This window comes from Fibrobacter sp. UWB11, assembly GCF_900143015.1.
Lineage (GTDB): Bacteria > Fibrobacterota > Fibrobacteria > Fibrobacterales > Fibrobacteraceae > Fibrobacter.
Genome location: NZ_FSRT01000001.1, coordinates 1,426,669 through 1,448,097 on the forward strand (window position 1 = coordinate 1,426,669; position 21,429 = coordinate 1,448,097).

Sequence of the window (21,429 nt, forward strand, 5' to 3'; positions counted from 1 at the left end):
AAGCTCATTCCATTATTAAACATTGCAAGCAAATATAGCAAATTCGCCTCCATTATTAAACAAAAAAATCCTCACCTTTTTTTTGCAAAGGTGAGGATTATTTTATTACAACATTTTATTACTGATTAACATAGAGCGATGCTCGGCCCGAAGTCTTTGCAGTCACATAGATTACGTACATGCCGTTTTCTCCATTCGGATGATCCGGAATATCAACATACAAATCATTAGTTGAATTCGTATGAGCCCTGAATTTGCCATCCCAGAACCAATCAAGTTCAGGAATCGGAGCATTTTCTGCGTTATTGCCCCTGATGCAAATATTCGGAGTCCAATATGGATTGCCCTGCGGATAATCCGTGCAAACAAGCTTAATCGTCTTGCCCGCTTCAAACACAATAACTTCAGGCAACGTACCAATAGTTTCTACACGTTCATCTGTATTTGTGTTGTTAGAAGAACCCTGGTTGTTTTCGCCTTGGTTTGAATTACCCTGGTTGTTGCCAGTATTGTTCTCGCCTTGGTTTGTATTACCCTGGTTGTTGGTGTTGTTCTCGCCTTGGTTCGTGTTACCCTGGTTATTGGTGTTGTTCTCGCCTTGGTTCGTATTACCCTGGTTGTTGGTATTGTTTGAAGATTGCTGTTGTTCCACATAAAGCGGAGCATCATTGTATTCACCTTCAAACACAAGGTCCTTACCAGATTCACCATCGATATCGTCACGACGACCATTTTCAGTATTCTGCAAAGCAATACCAGAAAGTTTACCCTGATAGTACTTCTGTTCCATAGTCTGAACCTGCACACCATCATTATCGAGATATGCTTCGTTCGTTCCCTGGAAATACTGATTATCTTCGAGAACAATTTCCACATCCGGGCGGAACACACCAATCGGGTTATTATTTTCGAGTTTGAGCGAAGCATTGTCACCCAAAACCACATCATCGCCATCGCCAGTTCTGATATAATCTTTACCATCACCGCCAACGACAACATCGCGGTCTATACCTGTATGAATTACATCATCAGTACGGACATTCCTTGCAGCATCAGCAGATACACTCATCGATGTTGCAGAAATCACGCGATTCTTGTAATCCGATAGATTTTCGTTACCCGCAAAAGGAATATCGAGATCGAAATCAAGCATGGCATCATCACCAAAGACAAGGTCCTTGTCATGATCGCCACCAACTGCGATATCGCCTGTACGTTTTGCACCAGAAACAATCTGCACACCCGTAAACACCGGAATGTCATTGGGCTGCTGGTTGCCGACTCCAGTTTGTACGCAACGAATTTGTACAGTATATTCAGCAGTCTTGATTCCACGGAATACCACGTAGTTGCCAATCATCGAAACACTCGGCGTCACACCAGAAACAAGCATGTCCGGAGTATAGCTCGTGCACGTAATTTCCTTGAATTCGCCTTCAAAGCTATTGCCCGCCCAATCGTTCAAATAGAACTTCTTGTTATCGGAGCCCGTAATTTCGAAGACGTAATCATAAGCATCACCATGTTCAAGCTTACCGCCCACATAGACATATACATCACACGGGCTGTTTTCGGACCCAGGCAGATTATGCAAAGAAAGCGACAACGTTTCATACTTCTGGCCCATCACAAGAGTCTTCATCATCTTGTTGTTGCCAGTATCAGCATCCATCACAGGATCTTCCTGTTCATGTGCATTGTTGTTATTCCATTGAGCGATGGACGTGTAGTCGAATGTAATCGCGCCTTTTTTCGGGGCAACTTCATTGCCTGTAGCACGGTCACGCATTTCATGATTGCGCAGGTAAACGTTCTTCCAATGATTGTCAACAACAACGCCAGCAGATTCACCATCATTGATGAGCATCGACTGATTTGTAGACTCTCTCACGAAGTTAAACGAAGTAACCGTTACGCCTTCAATCGTAGTCTGTGCCTTTTCGGTTGCACCAGTATTAATTACATCATGTCCAATACCGCCAACGACAACATCGTTACCGTCACCAGTATTGATAATATCGTCGTAATTTGCGGTAAAGTTCGTTGCAGCAATAGATTCCGCATGCGTCAGCGTCGAAGCCGTAGAATCCTTACTATCACGGTCAGTGAGCAAAATCTTGGCATTATCGCCAAACACGACATCGAAATCGTCAATTCCGTAGTACTCGTCGCCATAAGTCGTAATCTCATCGCCACCAGTACCGCCAACAACAATATCGTTACCGCCACTTGTTTTTATCGTGTCCTTGCTACCATAATCGATATCCGTAGAGGCAGCGATATCTTGCTTGTGGAGCTTACCACAAACTTGGATACCAGCAATACCTGCACGATCCTTACCATTCGTACCATTCAGCGGGTCAGTAATTTCGACATGGAAACGGTCACCACTCAATGTATGCATAACGCCATTAGCATCAGTATACGACTTGAAGATAACACAGTTAGAAACAATCGCAGTCTCTACAGACTTACCCGTTGCAACAGTCCAAGAACCATTAAATGTATTATTGTCCGGATCGTTGACATAGAAGCGGTCAAATTCCTTGCTCACACAGTTACCATCTTCATCAAAAGTATCGATGAACAACGTAACCATACGAACACTATGTTCGGGCATGGAGTTTTCACGCACCATATCCAAATAGACAATCACATCGTATTCCGTGAAATACTGGTCAAGACCATCAATCTGCGTCAAGAGCGTATTGCGAGCGTTATTGCCGCTGATTTCAAGACCGCTCTTCATCAAGTTTACATCACCCGGATTCGAGCCAGTCACAAACTGAGACTGATCATAACCATGCAAGCGGATATTGGCACCATCAGAGGTCTTAACGCGGTGAGATTCAGAGGCACCGTAAGTCACGCTCACGGCACTTGCACGCGTACCATCGTCAAAGTAGACCAATTCCTTGTCATCATTGCCGTATGTACCAGCTTCTTGGCCAGACTGAGTCTTGATATTGTTCCAATTGCCAACACGATGATTTTCACTTTCAGTTAGCACACCAGCCTGTTCGTTAGCACCAATACCCCACTGGGCAGGGCCCTGGAAATTGAAGCTGAGTGTTGCAGAATCACGAACTTCAGGAGCATTTTCGAACGTAAACACATCCTTAAGATCAGTGAACTTTTCGTGCAAATCATTTGCCAAGCCAGCATTTCCACGGAATGTCGCATAGCCGTTATCGCCAAACACGACATCTTCGCCATTGCCCGAATCAATCTTGTCTTCACCAAGACCACCGAAGATAACGTTGTCACCACCAGCTGTTATGATGATATCACCACCAGCAGACTTTGTTTCCTCATTTTCTTCGGCAACATTCTTGCCGGAGTTCGTCACAATGAGCGGGTTATGGTCATTGTCCATGATAACCAAGCCACCGTCACCGACGATAATGTCATTACCGTTTCCAGTAGTGATTTCGTCAACATCTGTACCGCCAAGAATCGTATTCTTGCCGTCACCCGTAGTGATGATGTCATGGCCACCAAACGGTTCACTCTTCGTTTCAACCGTCAAGCAATTTTCACGAACAGTATAGACACCGGCATCACCAACGACAACGTTATCAGCACCATCAATGATAATCTTATCGGCATCGACACCACCCATGACGATATTGATGTCACCATGAATATCAATATCATCGTTCAGGCGTACAGACTTTCCAGAAGGATTATCATCCTTCGGCATAACAACTTCAATTTCATCAGCCTGCGTTTCGACCTTGATAAGTCCGGCATTGACATTGGTATCACCCTTGACTACTTCAGGGCGCTTATCGTAGTTTGCCAAACCGCCATCACCAAGAACAACGTTATCATTACCGAAGATATCAATATCGTCCTTCAGGAAACCACCCATAACAGTATTTTGGCCACCATGGATTTCAATGGTATCTTCACCACCAACTTTATCACTGGTAGTGCGGATTTCGAGAGAAACATTCTTCTTGAGATCGTACTTACCACCATCGCCAAGAACTACGTTGTTATCGCTTTCATAGCCAGTTTCGCCGATATAAATCTTATCGCCTTCTGCACCACCCATAGCAACGTTGCTACCGCCATAGACATGGATTGTATCAACACCGCCAGTAGCATCATGCGTGGTATGAACATCATACGGAGTCACCTTTTCAGGATCTTCTGCAGATTCATCCTTAGTAAACAGCGCAATACCGCCATCGCCAAGTACAACGTTATTGCATCCGCTATTAGGCTGACCAGCGATACCAATGGTTATCGTATCGCCCTTGTCACCACCCATAGCAACGTTATTATCACCCGTAATGTTGATGGTATCAACATCACCGATATTGTCTGCCATTGTAGCAACCGACTCTAGATACTTATGGAGATCTTTATTGTTGTGCCATGTGGTTGTTACAGTTTCATTAGTTGTATACTTAATTTCACCATTATCACCAAGCACAACATTCTTGCCGCCGGTTACAGAAATTTCATCATTGGCAAAACCGCCAACAGCAATACTATCATGGCCACCAGCAGTGATTTTATCGTGAGCACCAACATCCAAACCAACAGACTTTATAGAAGTTGCACCACGTGCGACACCGTCAGTCTGCTTTTCAAGTTTACCCTTATCGTCCTTGGAGATTTTCGTATGAATGGTTTCGTATTTCTTATCATCGCCTGAACCGACTTCCTTATATCCCAAGTTCGTAACAATTTCGCCCTTAGCATTCTTATACTGGATATTACCCATATCACCGAACGCAATCACGCCCTGGTTTACATCGATAGTATCCCTACCCTTGCCACCGAAGACAATCATGCCATTCTTGGTAATATCTTCTGATGTAGCATCAATCTTGTCACCACAACCTTCCTTATCTTCACCACCGTCTTCGGCGTTAATGACAAGCTGACCGTCCGAATCATTCTTATAGCTATGGATCTTAATCTGGTCTTCGCCATCACCGGTATTCACAACGGTAAAGGTCTGGAACGATGCTTCATCATCATTGCGATAATGGGTTTTGTAAATATCGACTTTATCTTCGCCAGAACCAAGGTTGTATTCGCCAAATTCGAAGTGGTTTGCAACAACTTTACCATTAAGTTCACTATGAGTAAACTCAACAGAATCAAGAATCTCCGTCTGTTCTCCAGTAGCACTTTGAGCAAAATGCTTATCAAATTTGCTACTTGCGTTTTCATCGGACCCCTGATTGTTCACGAAGATTCGGTCTGTATTATCGTTTTCATCCTTGAACAAGTAATCCTTTGCATCCGAGAACAAGGCATACACATCACCATTTGCCGGGTCAAAATCTGTTACAGATGACAAAACTGTAAACGAGTTGTGTAACTTGTCAGCCGAGTCAACATAAAGCCATTCCGTCTCAACATCACCCATGATAATCTTAACGGTGCAACCATCAACCAGTTTATCAGCATTTTCGCCATCAAAAACAAATGTTGTCTTTTCATCCTTAACTTCAAATGACGAAACTTTACCCATTTTGTTTACGTCATAGGAATTCTTTTCATTATACCTCGATGCACTTTCAACGTTGCCATTGTTAGTCAACTTATGCTTATACTTGAGTAAGTCAGGATTGTCAAAGTCAGCAACAACACTGGTTCCTTGACCATAAGCATTGACATTGCCATCAACTTCATCAATTCGATAAGGCTTTTCACCTACAAGAACTTTACCATATTCTTCCTTATCATCATCGTGTTTTGCGAAAATGGTGATATTTGCAGTCAGGCTATCTTTTGTAAACTTCAGAATAATCGAAGAACCCTTCTTTTCAGCACCAATAATCTCAAGATGAGTATCTTCTTTATTCAAATCAGGATCGAAATCGCTTACAGAGACCTTGACATATACAGTTTTACCATTTTCAATACTGCCGTTGTACTTCACTGTAAATGTTGTAGAATTCAAAGCTGTCTTGGTATCATCAACAGCTTCAGCAAGCACCTGATGCATCGGAGTTGTCTCTACAATTTCGATAACACTGTTATCATCCCTCAAATCAGGATCACCGATGCCAGCTTTTTCTTCAATACGAGCATATTTCGTACTTGAAATAGATACATTTCCATGCAACGAAGCTAGACGATTATTGGATTTATTGTAGAATACCAAGCTATCACCAAGCAGAGCGTAATATATCTCGGCATCACTATGTGTAGCCGCCTCATCCTTGGAGAACACGGTCATTTCAGATCCATCTTCGCATTTATAATTGATATTGAATAAACTTTTCTTTGTACCGCCTTCCTCAATATCATATTCTTTAATATTATCATATACCAAGCGAAGCTTTGAACCATCCAAACGCATATTATCAGCGCGATAATTAACAACAAGCGTTTGTCCCTTGCACTGATTCAATTCAGAATCAGTAAGTGTAAATGTACCCGCATTAGAATCAAAATGCCCCTCAGATACAAACACTATATCCTTATTTTTAATATAAGCAGATACAACGCCGTTGAAGCCCTTAGCAAACTCTCCTAAATAAATAGTATTGGTCGATATATTGAATTCGTCAGAACGAGTAAACAGATTCTTGTATTCATCTTCTGCAGCAATTGTTTCAGCGCCAACATTTACAGAAATAACATTTACAGAGCGTTCTAGTTTTTCATCCTTACCAGCATTTTTCCAATAGCTCTTAGCTGTAATAGAATATGAGCAAGATTCTTCAAACAAACTATCTTCAAGAACCTTTACAGAGATTTTTGCAATTTTATTGTCTTTATCGAACGTCAATCTTACTTCATCCGAATACTCTGTAGTCTTACCATCAACAACTTCCTTAATAACAATGCCCCTATCGCCATGCTGTACAGCAGTCGACGAAAGCATAGGAACATTCAAAACTACATCAATTGTGCTGTCTTTAATATCTCCAGTATATCCAATATAGAAGGTCGCGTCACCATTTGCAGACACAACGATATTGCTAAGGTCAATATAATTTTCATTCGCTGAGTAGAACACAACAGGTTGTTTACTCGTATCCATCACTATAAACTTGTCGCTACGAACAACACCTTTTTTCTTATCAGACAAATCACTTACATTCTTACGTTCTTCTTCAGAAAGATCTCCACTATCCTTTTCGAGGACTTCATAAGTTACATAATTTGTCTGTCCATCAGAATCAGAACTACGGAGTATTTTTTCTTCATCAAGACCACCAACAGAGACCGTATCATTACCAAAGCCCCCATTAATATTGGTAGTTTCGCCTTCATTATTCGAGATGACATAGAACATATCATCACCAGCGCCAGCATCGAAATTAGTCGTTTCAACACCAGCAACCTTAACACCAACCGAGTCACTCAGCATACCTTCTTTTGTAATAAGAACGGTATCATCGCCCACGGTTCCAGCAACATTAAGTGTATCAACGCCAGCACCACCATCAACCGACATCACCCCACTTTCAACAGGTTCACCGATAAACTTAGGTACATCAGAACCTTCAGTCCAATTGGGGTTTGGAATACGCTTGCGGAAGGTATGAATGGAGAAGGTGTCATCACCCCTACCACCAGCCATACTCACAGTACCAACATTATGCAACAATGTAAAGCTATCTTCGCCTACACCGCCTTCAACATTCAAGACCGTGTCTCTAGTAACACCATCACTGAGATACTTTTCATTGGCATTTTCTTGAACTGTGTTAAATTCGTCATCCTTCTTGATGCTCTGATTACCACTAGACAAACGTTCAGAATTATAAAGCTGTCCAATCTGGAACGAATCCTTACCAGCACCGCCATCTACATTAGTTATCTTCGCGGTACCATCAATGGCAATCTTGTCATCACCACCATTACCATTCAGATTTACGACATCAATTCCTCTTGTAAAGTTAACACGTTCAATATTATCGTTAGTAACTTCACTCGGATCTGTCTTTTGCTGAGGCAGCAAAGCTACAAAGCCCAGTGTTCCTTCGACATCCTTATCATCTTCCTTCGTTTTTTCCTTGTTCATACGCATGAGCAAGGTGTCATTATATTCCGTACCTTCAATAGTAAGCGTATCCGTATCAAACTTATCTGTTCCAGAATCGGTAATATTTGCATAGTTCGTTTCGCTTTCACCCATCAAGGTTACAATTACTTGGTCGCTACCGCCTTGACCATCAACAAAGTCCATACCCGGACCCGTCATAATCTTATCGTTGCCACCCTTTGTACTGCCATCTTCTTTACTTACGGCATTCTTATAGACATTTTTAGACAAACCAAGATTTTCGCCGAATGTAATTTGATCATTTTCAAACGATGCAAAATTACCCTTGTACTGACGAATGCCATTGTCACCATACAAGCTGTCATTACCGGCACCGCCATCAATGGTATCATTACCTAAGCCACCGTAAATGATATCGTTATCAATGCCACCACTAATGGTATCATTACCACCATTACCATCAATGATGTCATTTCCTATGCCGCCTTCAATATGGTCATCGTTACCATCGTTTGTACCGCTATCACCAAAGATTAGGTCGTCACCTTCATCACCATAGATGTAGTCAATACCGGCAGCAGCAAGGTCATCACCACCAGAATATCCATCAACATTGAAGAATTTATCTCTAGAAATTGTCGGTTTGTCGGCGTTTCCAAACAAATCCTTATTGTTAAAATGAACGTCCTTAAATTCATCACTGAAGAATTCTTTATCAAACAGTGATGTTAGAATCAAATCACTCTTAAGAGAATCACCAAAGATGATATCATGTCCTGAGCCACCACGAATTTCATCATCACCAGAACCGCCAAGAATTACATCATGGCCACGTTCACCAAAGATAGTGTCGTCGCCAGCACCACCATCAACACGATCGTTGCCAGCACCACCATAGATGAAGTCACTACCTGCACCGCCGAGAATTACATCGTTTCCGCCATCAAGGCTAATATCGGTACGGTCAATCGATGATATGTTACCCTTTTCATCGTAAACGACACGACCACCATCACCAAAGATATAGTCGTTGCCATCGCCACCATAAATACTATCGTTACCAGCACCACCGAAAATAATATCGTTGCTAGATCCACCAACAATTGTATCATCGCCGGCAACATCCGCTTCTACGCGTCCTTCAATATAATAACCATTGCCAGAAGCTAAAAGTTTTTGTTTTTCTTCATCAGTCGGTTTATATCCACCATCACCAAAAATAATATTCAAGCCCTTGGCACCATAAATTCGGTCATTTCCGGAACCACCCCAAATAACAACAGAATGGTCACCAACCATAGTCAGCCCAGACAAATCAATGACATCATCACCATCGCCGCCCATGATTTCAATATCAAAGCTAGCGTTACCTTTCAAGGTAATGGTATCTATTCCGGCACCACCATCAATGATAAGCTTTTTACCACCATCAACAGTTTCCGATTTCTTTTTATCAGCCCAATATACAGTATTTCCACTCAAATCAAGTGTAATAGTTTCATCACCATCATTCAAAGTGGTATTCACGTTATCTGTAGAAATTCGATCTCCAGCATTCGGCCCCACATGGCCGACAACATCGCCATTTTCATTGCGAGATGCCATCACAGGGATTGCGGAATGTTTATAGTCAAATTCAAATAGAGTTATTTCCTTAGTAATATTCCATTTCTTGGTGTAGAACAGCAAATCGACATAAGCATAAAGTTTTGCCGTAATCTTACCATTCACATCAAACAGGCCAAATAAACCATCTTCCTTAATAATCTGGCCCATTTCGCTCAAACGAACCTTGCCATCATTATTCGGGTCATAAAGGTTGAAACCAACATTGATACCTACACCACCACCAACACCGGCAGAAACGCCAACATTGACTTCAGCAGATGCAGTGAGACCACCATAGAACGAAAGTTCATTAACGTCATAACCAGATTCGTCCTTATCGGCCACATAGAAGCCATTAAGCAAGCGGCTATAATCCTTGTAACCACCCTTAACCCACTGGCGAATACCAAGCGTATCGTAACCGAAGCCAAGTTGGATAGAAGCGCTAAATGTCACACCTATACGAGCGCCAAGCGGTCCCCAAATTCGAATGAACTGGCTCCAATCGAAATTAAAGCAGAGTTTCGGCATCGTATATTTGACAAGGTCAACATCTTCACCAAGAAGGAGTTTGAATATCTTTGAAGGATTACTCCAGATAAATTCCCATGATCCAGAGCCTTCCATGTGAAGACCTTGTTTTTGAAGTTCTTTATCAGCTTCTCCACCAATATCACTATTATTTTTCAATTTATCCGAGTATTTGCCAACATCAACAGAATCTGTTGAAGACTTGCCTTTAAGGAATTCTTCAGCTGAAGAATTATTTTGTTGCTTTTCCTTTTCTTTTTGTTTTTCTTCTTCTGGCAAATTAGGATCAACATTCTTTTTCTCCACTAGTACAAAATCACCCAACTTAATCGACAAGCCCTTACCATTGATTGCCGAAATCGTCTTGGATACAGCAATCAAATCTTTGATAGCATAAACCATCCTATCATCAAACTCACCCTTACTATATTTCTTAGCTAAGTCAAGTGGTGTCATCTTGATTCCCAAATCCTTTAACACAGGGAATGGGGTTGTCAAGAAATCAATCAATGGTTCCAAAGGTTCAATCACCTTTTGGATTTTGGAGATTATTGGACCGAGAACTCCACTGATAAAGGAACCCATATCAAGTTCAAGACCATAGAACCCAAGGTTTCCAACCCTAGACTCCTTTATGCCTGCACCATCAAAATCTTTATAATCCCATTCAAACTTAAAATTACCGGTAATATTTGGGAACTTCGGAGTATTTCGATCCAAATCCTTCGTAATACCAACGGTCATTTTTGCATCAATATGTACACTAGCATTATAGTCAAATGTTGGATTTGCAAAAGCTTCAGATAGTTCAACAATTCCATATCCCCTGCTTGAAACAATTTCTTTAGAAGCCGTTCCATCCTCGAAAGGTTTATTTAATTTTTTAATTTCCTCATCAGTTAATAGTCTTGGCGCAGCCCCTTCGTCAGCTTTCAAAGACGATGACAAACCTGTTTTAGCATTATAAAGTGAATTACTTGGATTATTCAAATCTACGCCAAAATCAAGTGAGACTTTGGTACCACCATCATTAACATCCAAAGCAAGTCCTAAACCAGCTAAAGAGCCTACAATTTTTCCATCTAAAGTTGCATTTGCAGTAACATTTATTTCATTACCATCACCAAAAATAAAGTAGAAGCCTTTCTTTTGTGATATACCAAAACCAAATTCAAGAGACCACGCAAGCGAAAGATCTAGCCCAGCATCCGAAGACAATCCAAGCCCAGGGAATCCCAAATCAAATTCAATAGATTTACCATAACTATAGGTTTGTCCTAAATTAAAGAACCATTCCGCAGACTCTCCATCGGTACGATACCAGGTTCCCTTGCCTCCTTCTCCAGACTGAGTCCATTTAGCATCATTCTGATTATTCCAACTAAAGTAATAGTTATCATTTGGATCGTAATTTACATTAAGCAGATAATCCTTCAGCAAAGCATTCATCTTCTTTGCAACCATTTCGGCCGTGAGACCCGTAGATTCATAGACATACTTCGAGAATGGATCAAGAATCTTATCTCTCAATACACTTAAGAAATCAACACCAGAACTTAACGCAGTACCCAATACAGGCACAGATTTCAATTTGCTACCCATGCCACTGTTCATACCGCTTTCAAGCATTTCAAATAGGTTATTCAACCCTGCTACAGCAAGTTTTATCTTGCTAAACCAATCCAGATTAGCAAAATTCGCTAGATCCGAAATTTTTTGATAGGCTTCTGAAAAATCGACAATAAACTTATCTTTTAAACCTACTGCATCTTCAGTTGTTTTTATATCGAATCCAAACGAAGAAGTTCCTTTATTCAATATATACAAAGATTCACAATTATTATGATCTGCCTTATAAGCATTCATTGCAGTTTCGACAGCATCCTTAGCATTTGTAAACGTTGAATTTTCAACAAAAGCAACATTTTCGCCTATGCACTTACCCATATATACATTGCCAAGTGACATATTGCAAGCATAGACCGGAAGTTTACCATAAATTGCAACAGGGAGAGTGTAGGTAAGAGACGAATCGGAAGTTAATGCAGAAAGTTTAAGTTCATCAGCATTAATATCTGCCTTTTTGGCCCCATAAGAGCCATTAAAACAAGCCATACCATAAATAAATGCTTCATTTTCATCTGATCCAACAGAAATTAAATTGCTTAGGAGATTTTTCTGAGAATCATTCCCAGAATTGATGCCTAAATCAAAGCGCATTTTATCGCCAGCAATACTAATTTCTGCACCAAATTTTATCGCAATTTCATCACTATCTTTATTTTCTGAACAATCGACTAGCGCCAAATAAAAATCATTATTAACAGCATCTCTACATAATTTTGCAGAAAGCGAGAACCAAAAACCACCATCGACATCTAGATCAATATTACCATTAACTCCACTTGAACCATTACCAATGCTAAATCTATGGCGAGTCTTAAAATTCTTTTGAATATTAAAACTAAATTCCAAAGACTCAAAGTTACCATCAGCATCATAAACCGGCTTCAGTTCAAAAAGTTTCCCTTTCTTAGTTGGAGAAACAAGACCAAATTCGTCAAGGTATGTATTTAAAAGATTACCGAACTTTTGAATCGTCGTTACCTTCTCTGCACGCAATCTAGTAATAATATCACGCAAGTCATTTGCCACATTTACCAAGTCTCGCACAGACTTGTTAATAACAGGAATTTTAACGCCATCAGAGTTCTTTGTAATTTGATCAACACGTTCAATTAATGTTTCAAGGATTGCAAAAAGTTTTTCTATTGAGAAATCCTTGAATTGATCGAAAATTTCATCAAAAGCATTCCCATTTACATCAAATTTTCCATCAAGTTTATAACCATCTTTATCATTTTTAATAACGCCAATAGAACCGTCCGTTAATTTTATTCCTTCACCAAAGACATCTGCATAAGATTTTAATGTAAATCCATCACCTTTAACATCAAATGAAGGATCAACTTCAAAATCAAAGAAATCAAATTTATTACTTTCTGCATCTGTTACAACTTGAGTATTTCCTGCATTACTAGAATTTGATTTATTTTGATTCTTCTTTGTAAGAGTAAATGATGTTTCTAATTTCGCATTACCTTCCGCAATAACATCAACACCAAGGAAATCAACAGAAGCCGATGCACTTGCTACATAGAAGGCATTCTCCCAGGTTTTAAGGTTTGAAACATTCTGCAATTTTCGTTTATCTTCTTCCAAGCTCTTATCGGCATTAATCGGCATCAAAGATACTTCAATAGACTCTATTTTGGCCGTTTCATCTATATCAACAACATTAACCTTTAAGATTCTATAATACTTTGCAGTATCCTTATCCCCTAGTCTCAAAAATCCATCAACCTTGTAAGCATTTTTATCATTATCTCCAATAGCAAGTGTTACGCTATCATCCTTTACTTCAATCACATTCGAAACAACTACATTTCCACCCATTCCAAAAGAAACATCGGCACTTAAAACAACACCATCAAGTTTAATCGCCTTAGCCCAATCAAAATTGATTACAGATGTGCCAACAATTTTCATTTCACCGCTAACAAGCTTTGCTTCTTGTCCAGAAACAAAACCAAGCCATTCAAGGACATTACTTGCACCAACAGAAGTCAGCGTAAACGATTTTTTAGAATCTCCCGTTCTAACAATTTCAAAATGATCACCAACAAATTCTTTTTGTTGTTCATCCTTTTTACCATCACCAAGTCTTATTTCAAGATTTTCCGAAGATAGATATGTATTTATCTGATTCAAAAGATTCTTAATAGTCACATCCTTTATGGTTTTATCTGAATCAGTCGGATTTGCTTTTTTCAATTCATCTAAAGCCTTTGTCAAACAATCCTGGAATTCAACATTACTCTCACCAATTTTAAAATCATTATTATCAAATACACCAGGTTTACCGCTAACGTTTATTTTAACACTAGATGTTGCAACAAAAACAATTTTTCCGTCAACTACACGAACAGAAGAAATATTCTTAAAATCCGATCCCTGATTATTCTTTACATGAATATTTATCGCATTTTCAACGGACTTGGCTAGATTCGAAACAGTCAAGCAATTATCAACATTAACGAAAATGGAATTCGAACCAGCATCAACCTTAAGAACACTTTCTGACAATTTAATTCTGTAATTTTCATTTATGCTTACTAATGAAATCACCCAATATTTTTTAGAATTTTTTTCTATTTCATCAGCCTTAAACTCAATTATACTAGTCAAAGAACTATCAAGTTTATCATTAAGTTGCGTTACAATATCTTGTATTTTTGATTCGTCATACTTTTCATATTCATATTCTTTCAGTCGATCTTGGATATAACTATCAAATTCCACAAAAATAATATTCTTTATAGCTTTTTCATCATTGATATTTTCACCCTTATCTATATTGTAAACAAAAGCACCCTTCAATTTTGGCGTATTCATTGATGGTGTAATTTCGGTAGAAATACGCATATAGGTAATTTCAGAACCAACATTCTTATCAAGCAACAGATATCGGTTTTTATCATCAGATTGAATCAATCTAGAATCACAACCAAAGACAACATCAAATAAATCACCAGACGTTTTTATAATATCCACCACGTACAAGCCATAGCTATTCATGATGGAGCGACCTTCTTTAAGTTCCGTCGGAAGCTTTACAAGGTCATTATCCGAATCTTTTAACAAACATAGATACTCATTAATCTGCTTTTTTCTATCGTTTTTTTCAAGAATGATACCTTTGTCTACAAGTTTTTCTATTTCACCAAATTCTATTTCAATTGATACATCTTCTTTAATTTTTGCATTCGTTTTTAACGAACCATTTTCATTCAAATATTTTGACTTTTCATCAAAGAAATCAATCGTCCATTTTACGTCACTTAATTTTGAGCCACTGGATTTTGCAGTATAAGTAGTCTGCAAATTAGAACCCGTAAGTTTTAATTCAGCAAAAGCATCGCCACCAGAAGCTAAATCCGCGGAACGAAGCGGCGCTCCATTTTCAACATCAAACTTTTCTTTTGCAGTGATATATAGGCACTTATCCGAAGTATATTTTACATTAACATTCTTACTAGAATCAATCGGTTTAAACCAATCTGAACCTGTTGTATCTAAATTTTCATCAGCATTAATTTCAATCGTAGTTAATTCAGATTTATCACTCTTGGTAAGACGAATATACAACTTATCATCAAATTTTTTCTGTTCAAATCCAAAAGCTGTATAATACTCGTCTTCCTTAACTGCTTTAATTTTTTCTTCTTCTGGCATATCTTCAGAACCATGATCAAACAATCCTATAGCATTCAAATCTGAAGATTCACTTAACGAGCTTTGAGACTCGAAATCAATTATCATGTTAAAATAGATACCAGCATCAGCAGTCACATGAATATTCCCGCACGTCGAAATATTCGCTAATTGATTACCTAAAGCTTTTGCAAAATCAAGGCCCCATTGTTTATCGTAATTAAAGCCCAATTTGAAAGAAAGCTTTATAAAAGAAAGTTTTTCATCTTCACCAACATTTTTATTGTTTTTAGAGTGCTCTATTTCTTTTCCATTCTTATCCTTATATATATAAACCGCACTACAATAATCAAGAGTATCCTTAACCTTATCTAAATCCGTTCCTTCACGAACAAATACATACCAAGCCCTATTAAATTCATCAACAAAGCCTTCTACATCACTAAATCTCGGTTCATAAGAGTTCTTCGTTTCATTTTTCTTAAATAGACCATATTTATTTTTTTCATCACCATAAGCAACTCGTTCAACCTTTTCAACGATATCAACAACCCTTTCAATGGAACCATCCAAGAAATCAAGCTTAGTTTTACTTTCCACCAAGCTACGCAAAGCAGTCTGTGTCGTATTCAAAACAGTGTGAACTTGAGTAATCAAGTTATCCCCAGAGAACGATGCAAAGCGTTGAATCGTTTCAGGAAGATGCCATTCTCCAGTTGAAAAATTATAACTGAAGGGTCCATCATTTTGACCATCAAGAGACACTGCGGTCATACCGCAAACGCTTAAGTCTAATTTTTCATAACCTAATACAATACTTGTATCACCAACAATATCACTCAAATTTTCAACATTTGGATCAATATTTATTTTAAATTCAAGACATCCTTTTTTATCATTTCCTTTCGCATCTTTAAAATCAGCCTTAAACAATCCACCAAGTTTAATATCATCAACATCAGCACTCAACTTCAAATCAATTGCATCTAAATAACAATCATTAAAAACAGTCCAACCATCTAATATGTCAAAAACGATTTTAATATAAGCATCAAACCCAACACCAAAATTTTCTACATTTAACAAACTCAAATCAATATTTTTAGTAAACTTAATCGAATCTGGTGATATTTTAAGAATTAATACATTTTCACCTTCATTGAGTTGAACAAAATCACCATCAGTCGTAACTCCTGATCCTAACAATTTCTTAAATGCATTTTTATCATAAAAAGCGCCTTGATCATCTAACGAATCTTTATAAATAGAGATACTGTCTAAAGGAATTTTTTTATCAACATATTGATTTATTAGCGCTTTTATTTTATCAAGATTGACTTTTCCACCTTCTACACCGTCTTCAAATTCAGAAGCCTCATCAACAACATACTGAACAAACCTATTGTACTCACTCACTACATCTACGATATCCTTAATACCAAAAGGAATCCCATTAACAGAAAAAGATGGGTTTTCCAAAAAAGGAATATTTACAAAATCCAAAACATCAAAATCAGTACTTAACGGATCATAATTTTCTTCAATATAATCATCCAACTTTACATTAGACTGAGCACCAGTTTCCGTTATGGATACTTCCAATTGACCATTTTCAAGATCGAACGCTGAGCCAGCACTCGTTATTTGAGGCATTTCCAATTTAAACGAGTTGAATTTCGAAGTCAAACCAATTTGGTTACCAGTCTTTCCTATTTCAACAACAACAACAATAGACAAATCTACATCTGTCTCTTGCTGAGTCCCTTCCGAAGTCAACTTCACTTTTTGCTTATCAACATGAGAACAGAACTCAATAGTCAGCGAATTACCAGTAATAGTAGCAGCCTTTAAAGAACTTTCATCATCATTCAAAATATCAACTATCATATCTCCATCTGCAGAATCTACGTACTTAATTTTTATTGCAGTAAAGAAATCCTTTACGCCAACACTATTTAAAGACACTACAGAAGCATTCAAGGCATCGACAACAGCTTTAACACTAGGCAAATTTAACTGACAAGATCCACTAGTATCTGTTATATTACTAGACAAAGCAAGCATTACATTCGTTCTAACATCATCAACAATATTAAGAATTTGCGTTGCACTATAATTTCCCTGACCAATCTTCAAATTTTTTCCAATTTCATACGGGAATTTAAAATCATCAGCCAATTTAACAGCATTTTGCAAAGAGAACTTATCAGCCTTAACAATAGATACAAGTTCATCAAGGTCATGAGAATATTTCCATGTACCATCAGTAAAGTTCAAAGAATCCTTTTGACCATCGGTAACAAGAGATGTATCTCCACATTTTACGTCAAGGGAACCGTATTCTAGGCTACCAATTTCGATTTTTCCTTCATCACTATTTATGGAAACCTTCAAATTTAATTTTGCATTTTTCAAGTCAGCTTGAACTTTATCCACGTTCAGTTTGACTGTTTTATCAATTCCCAAATCATGCGCAACATTCAATTCAAAGCTGTCAAACGCAGCCTTTTTCAAGGATACATTTTTACCATCAACAAATGCATCCACATTTAAATGGAATACACCATTAGCAATCACACCATCAAAATCAATACCATCAACACTCAATTTTCCCAATGTAAAATCATTCGTGCCAATTACGAAATTCAAAACATTATCTGCTTGATTTAACGTAATTATCGTATCATCAGCAGCAGTACCCAACAAATCATGAGAAACTTCTGTATCCTGTCCACCAACGTTTTTCAATTCAATCAATTGAACGGTAGAATTACCAATACTAATTTTATTTGTAGTCAAAACACTCTTAAATGCAGTTTTCAAATCACTCACTTTCAACTGAGCTCTATTAGCAACATTCCCAGCAAACACACTATGCAATGCTTCTGTCAAACAATTCCAATAAACTTCGGCTTCTGATGAAGCTTTGGAAAGAGAACTCAGTTTGCCAATTTTCGGAATATCCGTATTTTCAAGAACCGCAAGAGAATTTTTAAGAGAAAGGTCATCCTTTAAAGTAATTTCTGGAATATTTTCATTCCATACAGTTCCATTCCAAGACACCTCCATATGATCACTGCTAATAGAATACGGAAGCTCATCTGACATTGCATTTTTCAAATCAACATCAAACAACACAGAAGCTAGATTAATATTATCATAAACAATCTGTTCAGCCGATCCCTCAACTTGTTTTTTCGAGATACTAACATCGACATCAATAGACGTTTTCACACCAAGATTTTTCAGAGACTGAGTATGGATATCCAACTTATCCATATACGCAGTCTGCAATGTAAATACAACAGAATAAACTTTATCAGCACCACCATTTACATTTTTCTCAACAACTTTTACATCAGAGAGCCACGTAATCACATCATTTTTCTTATCTGCAAGCAAAGAGTCAAGCGTATTCTTCAAAGCATCAACATTAACATCCAGCGAATCCGTGTTTAACGCCGATGTAAATGCCTTGGATACTTCAGTCCATACACCATCAATTTTTTTAACTAAACTAGAAGCCCCGATGCTAGTACCACCTATTTGGAACAGGCCATTCTTTAAAGTCGTGGAATTTGTCAATGAATCCTCGAACTTTTTAAAAGATATTTTAGGAAGTTCGCTAAAATCAACACCAGATTCATTCCATTTACCAGAATCAAACGAAATCACTATGCCATTTGAATCAATTGCATACGGAAGGCCCGCAACATTCCCCACAGGTTTCACCGTAAACTTGAAGCAATCCAAAGAAACACCGCCCAAGCTAACACCTTTATTCGTTGCTTGAACAACAAAGTTTACACCAATTTCAGTATCAACAGTCGCACTTGACAAAGTCGAGCCATAAATATCTAAATTAGACAACGCAGACTGTTTGGGTTTAAACGTAATTTTGAATACATTCTGTCCATTTGATAAATTAAATACAGATCCATCAACAGGCGTTTCAAGAAGATTGATAGATTGATTACCCAATTCAAGGTTAATAGAACTAAACAAGTTCTTTTTCGAAGGATCGATAAGTTTAGCTTCAGCAAATGTCATGAAATCAGACTGAAGTGATTTAGCATCAATGCTATACAAAGCTCCTGTTCCATCACTCACCTTGTTTAAACAATTCGCAATTGTTCGAGATAAATCGTTTCTAATAGAATCAACGTTAGAAACAAGTTGTTGAACAGAGAGACTCGTACTTTCAATCGGCAAATTCACATTTTGAAGGAATGGAACTGCACCAGCATTTTTAACAAGATTATTTATTGAGAAAGAATCATTCCCATAAAGAGCTGTCAATTTCGAAATAGATTCAGGCAAAATCCACTTATTTTCGGAATAGGAATAAGAGAAGTTCCCGGATTTTTCATTCAATAGAACAGTTGAATCAGCTGATTTAACCACAATTCCAGAATAAGCAAGATTTCCCGAACACTTTTGAACCTTCAATCGGTCATTTGTATTAACAATTGATACTCCTAATTCAAATTCTCCTCCATCCAAAGTTGCGTCAAAGCCATTAAATTTTACAGAAGTAACGCTTTTCTTCGGTACAATTAGATTAAAATTCTGCAATGAGGCTCTAGTAAACGAAATTTTGCCATCCTTAACATTGAGTGCAACATCAATGTCGAAGGACGATTTCATATCAACATTTTCTAAATCAAAAAGACCTAAATCAAGCTTATTCATGCGCCCTGATTTTAGATCAATCTTTAAAGCAACACTATTATCCCCCTCAACCAAAGTCAAAGCAGAAGAATTGCCAGCAATAGAAATTCCATCAAAAACATCCTTAAGTTCTGCACTTTCATTCTTGGATGAAGCCATAGAAGAATTGAAGTCAGTTACATTCAGCTTCATTTCTGCCAAGCTGTTAAGAATCGCACCCGGCACATAATTCCAAAGCACATTCATTTGGGATGCTACTTCAGAAACAGTAAATTCATTTGCACCAACAGGAATCTTCAAAAAATCTAAAATTGACAAATCTACTGACGAAAGGCCTTTAAGCACAGAATCCATCAAGAAATTTTCTTTTATTTGGAATTTTGGTGCCTTAACATCAATATTTTCACCATTTTTTTTGATTTTCAAGAAATCATTATCGCCAACAGCAAACGGCAAACCTTCAGAATTTTCCAGTTTAAATTCCAAATCAACATTTGTAGAAACGTCCGAACCATCATAAGATAATTTCATATCAGGAGAATCATTCAGATTTTGTTCTACAAAGTTTAAATTTTTGAATTTAGCCTTAAGACCAAGATTATTGATGACAGATTCGATTTTTTCAATAACCGGAGTTTCGACACTAAAGTCTTCACCGTCATTAAGATAAATTCCATCACCATTCTTATCCAAGTCTACTGATACCTGAATTCGAGCAGAAGAAGAAAGCGAAGCATCCTCATTCGTTGTAATCTTGCCCGAATTTTCTATATCAAAATTGACATCACTTATGGTCTTTTGGTTGGAAACGTTTATTGTTACGACTATTTTATTGTCAACAGCCCCAAAACTAAAGTCTTTATACAATTCTTTATTTGGTCCCTTAAGGACGCCTTCTATATAAGTGCCAACAAACTGGGACAAAGTAATACTTTCGTCGGCATCAGAAGCATTGTTTATAGCTTCTTTAAGAACAGCTGCAATTTTTTCCGAAATATCAGACTTAAACGAATCTTCCGAATTGTAAAATAAAGCTATAGGAGAATCAATTTTATCGTAAATTCCTAACTTAGATACATCAAATTCCGTAAAAGAACCAATAGAAGATACCGCATTTTCTGCAACAGAGTTCGCAATTACATCAAACTGACTTTCATATTCTTCAATTTTTTCAGCATCAAAACCCGCAGAAGCATCCATCATCAAACGAGGTTCGAGATTTTCGATTTTAAAGTTCTTTTTGGAACTATTCCTCGAACGAATTGCTTTTTTTGCTGCATTTTTGGAAATTTTGGAGTTTTTACGAGAGTTGTTGTTCTTTTTGGACATAAGGATTACCTTTGGTGTATCATCATACA

1 protein-coding gene is annotated in these 21,429 nt (G+C 37.9%); it reads right to left on the reverse strand.

Features of this window, described 5'->3' with window-relative positions:
* Window positions 1-118: 118 nt before the first annotated feature.
* Window positions 119-21,400, reverse strand: a complete 21,282-nt coding sequence (locus BUQ91_RS06090; protein ID WP_074208523.1) for a calcium-binding protein — start codon at window positions 21,398-21,400, stop codon at window positions 119-121.
* Window positions 21,401-21,429 lie beyond the last annotated feature (29 nt).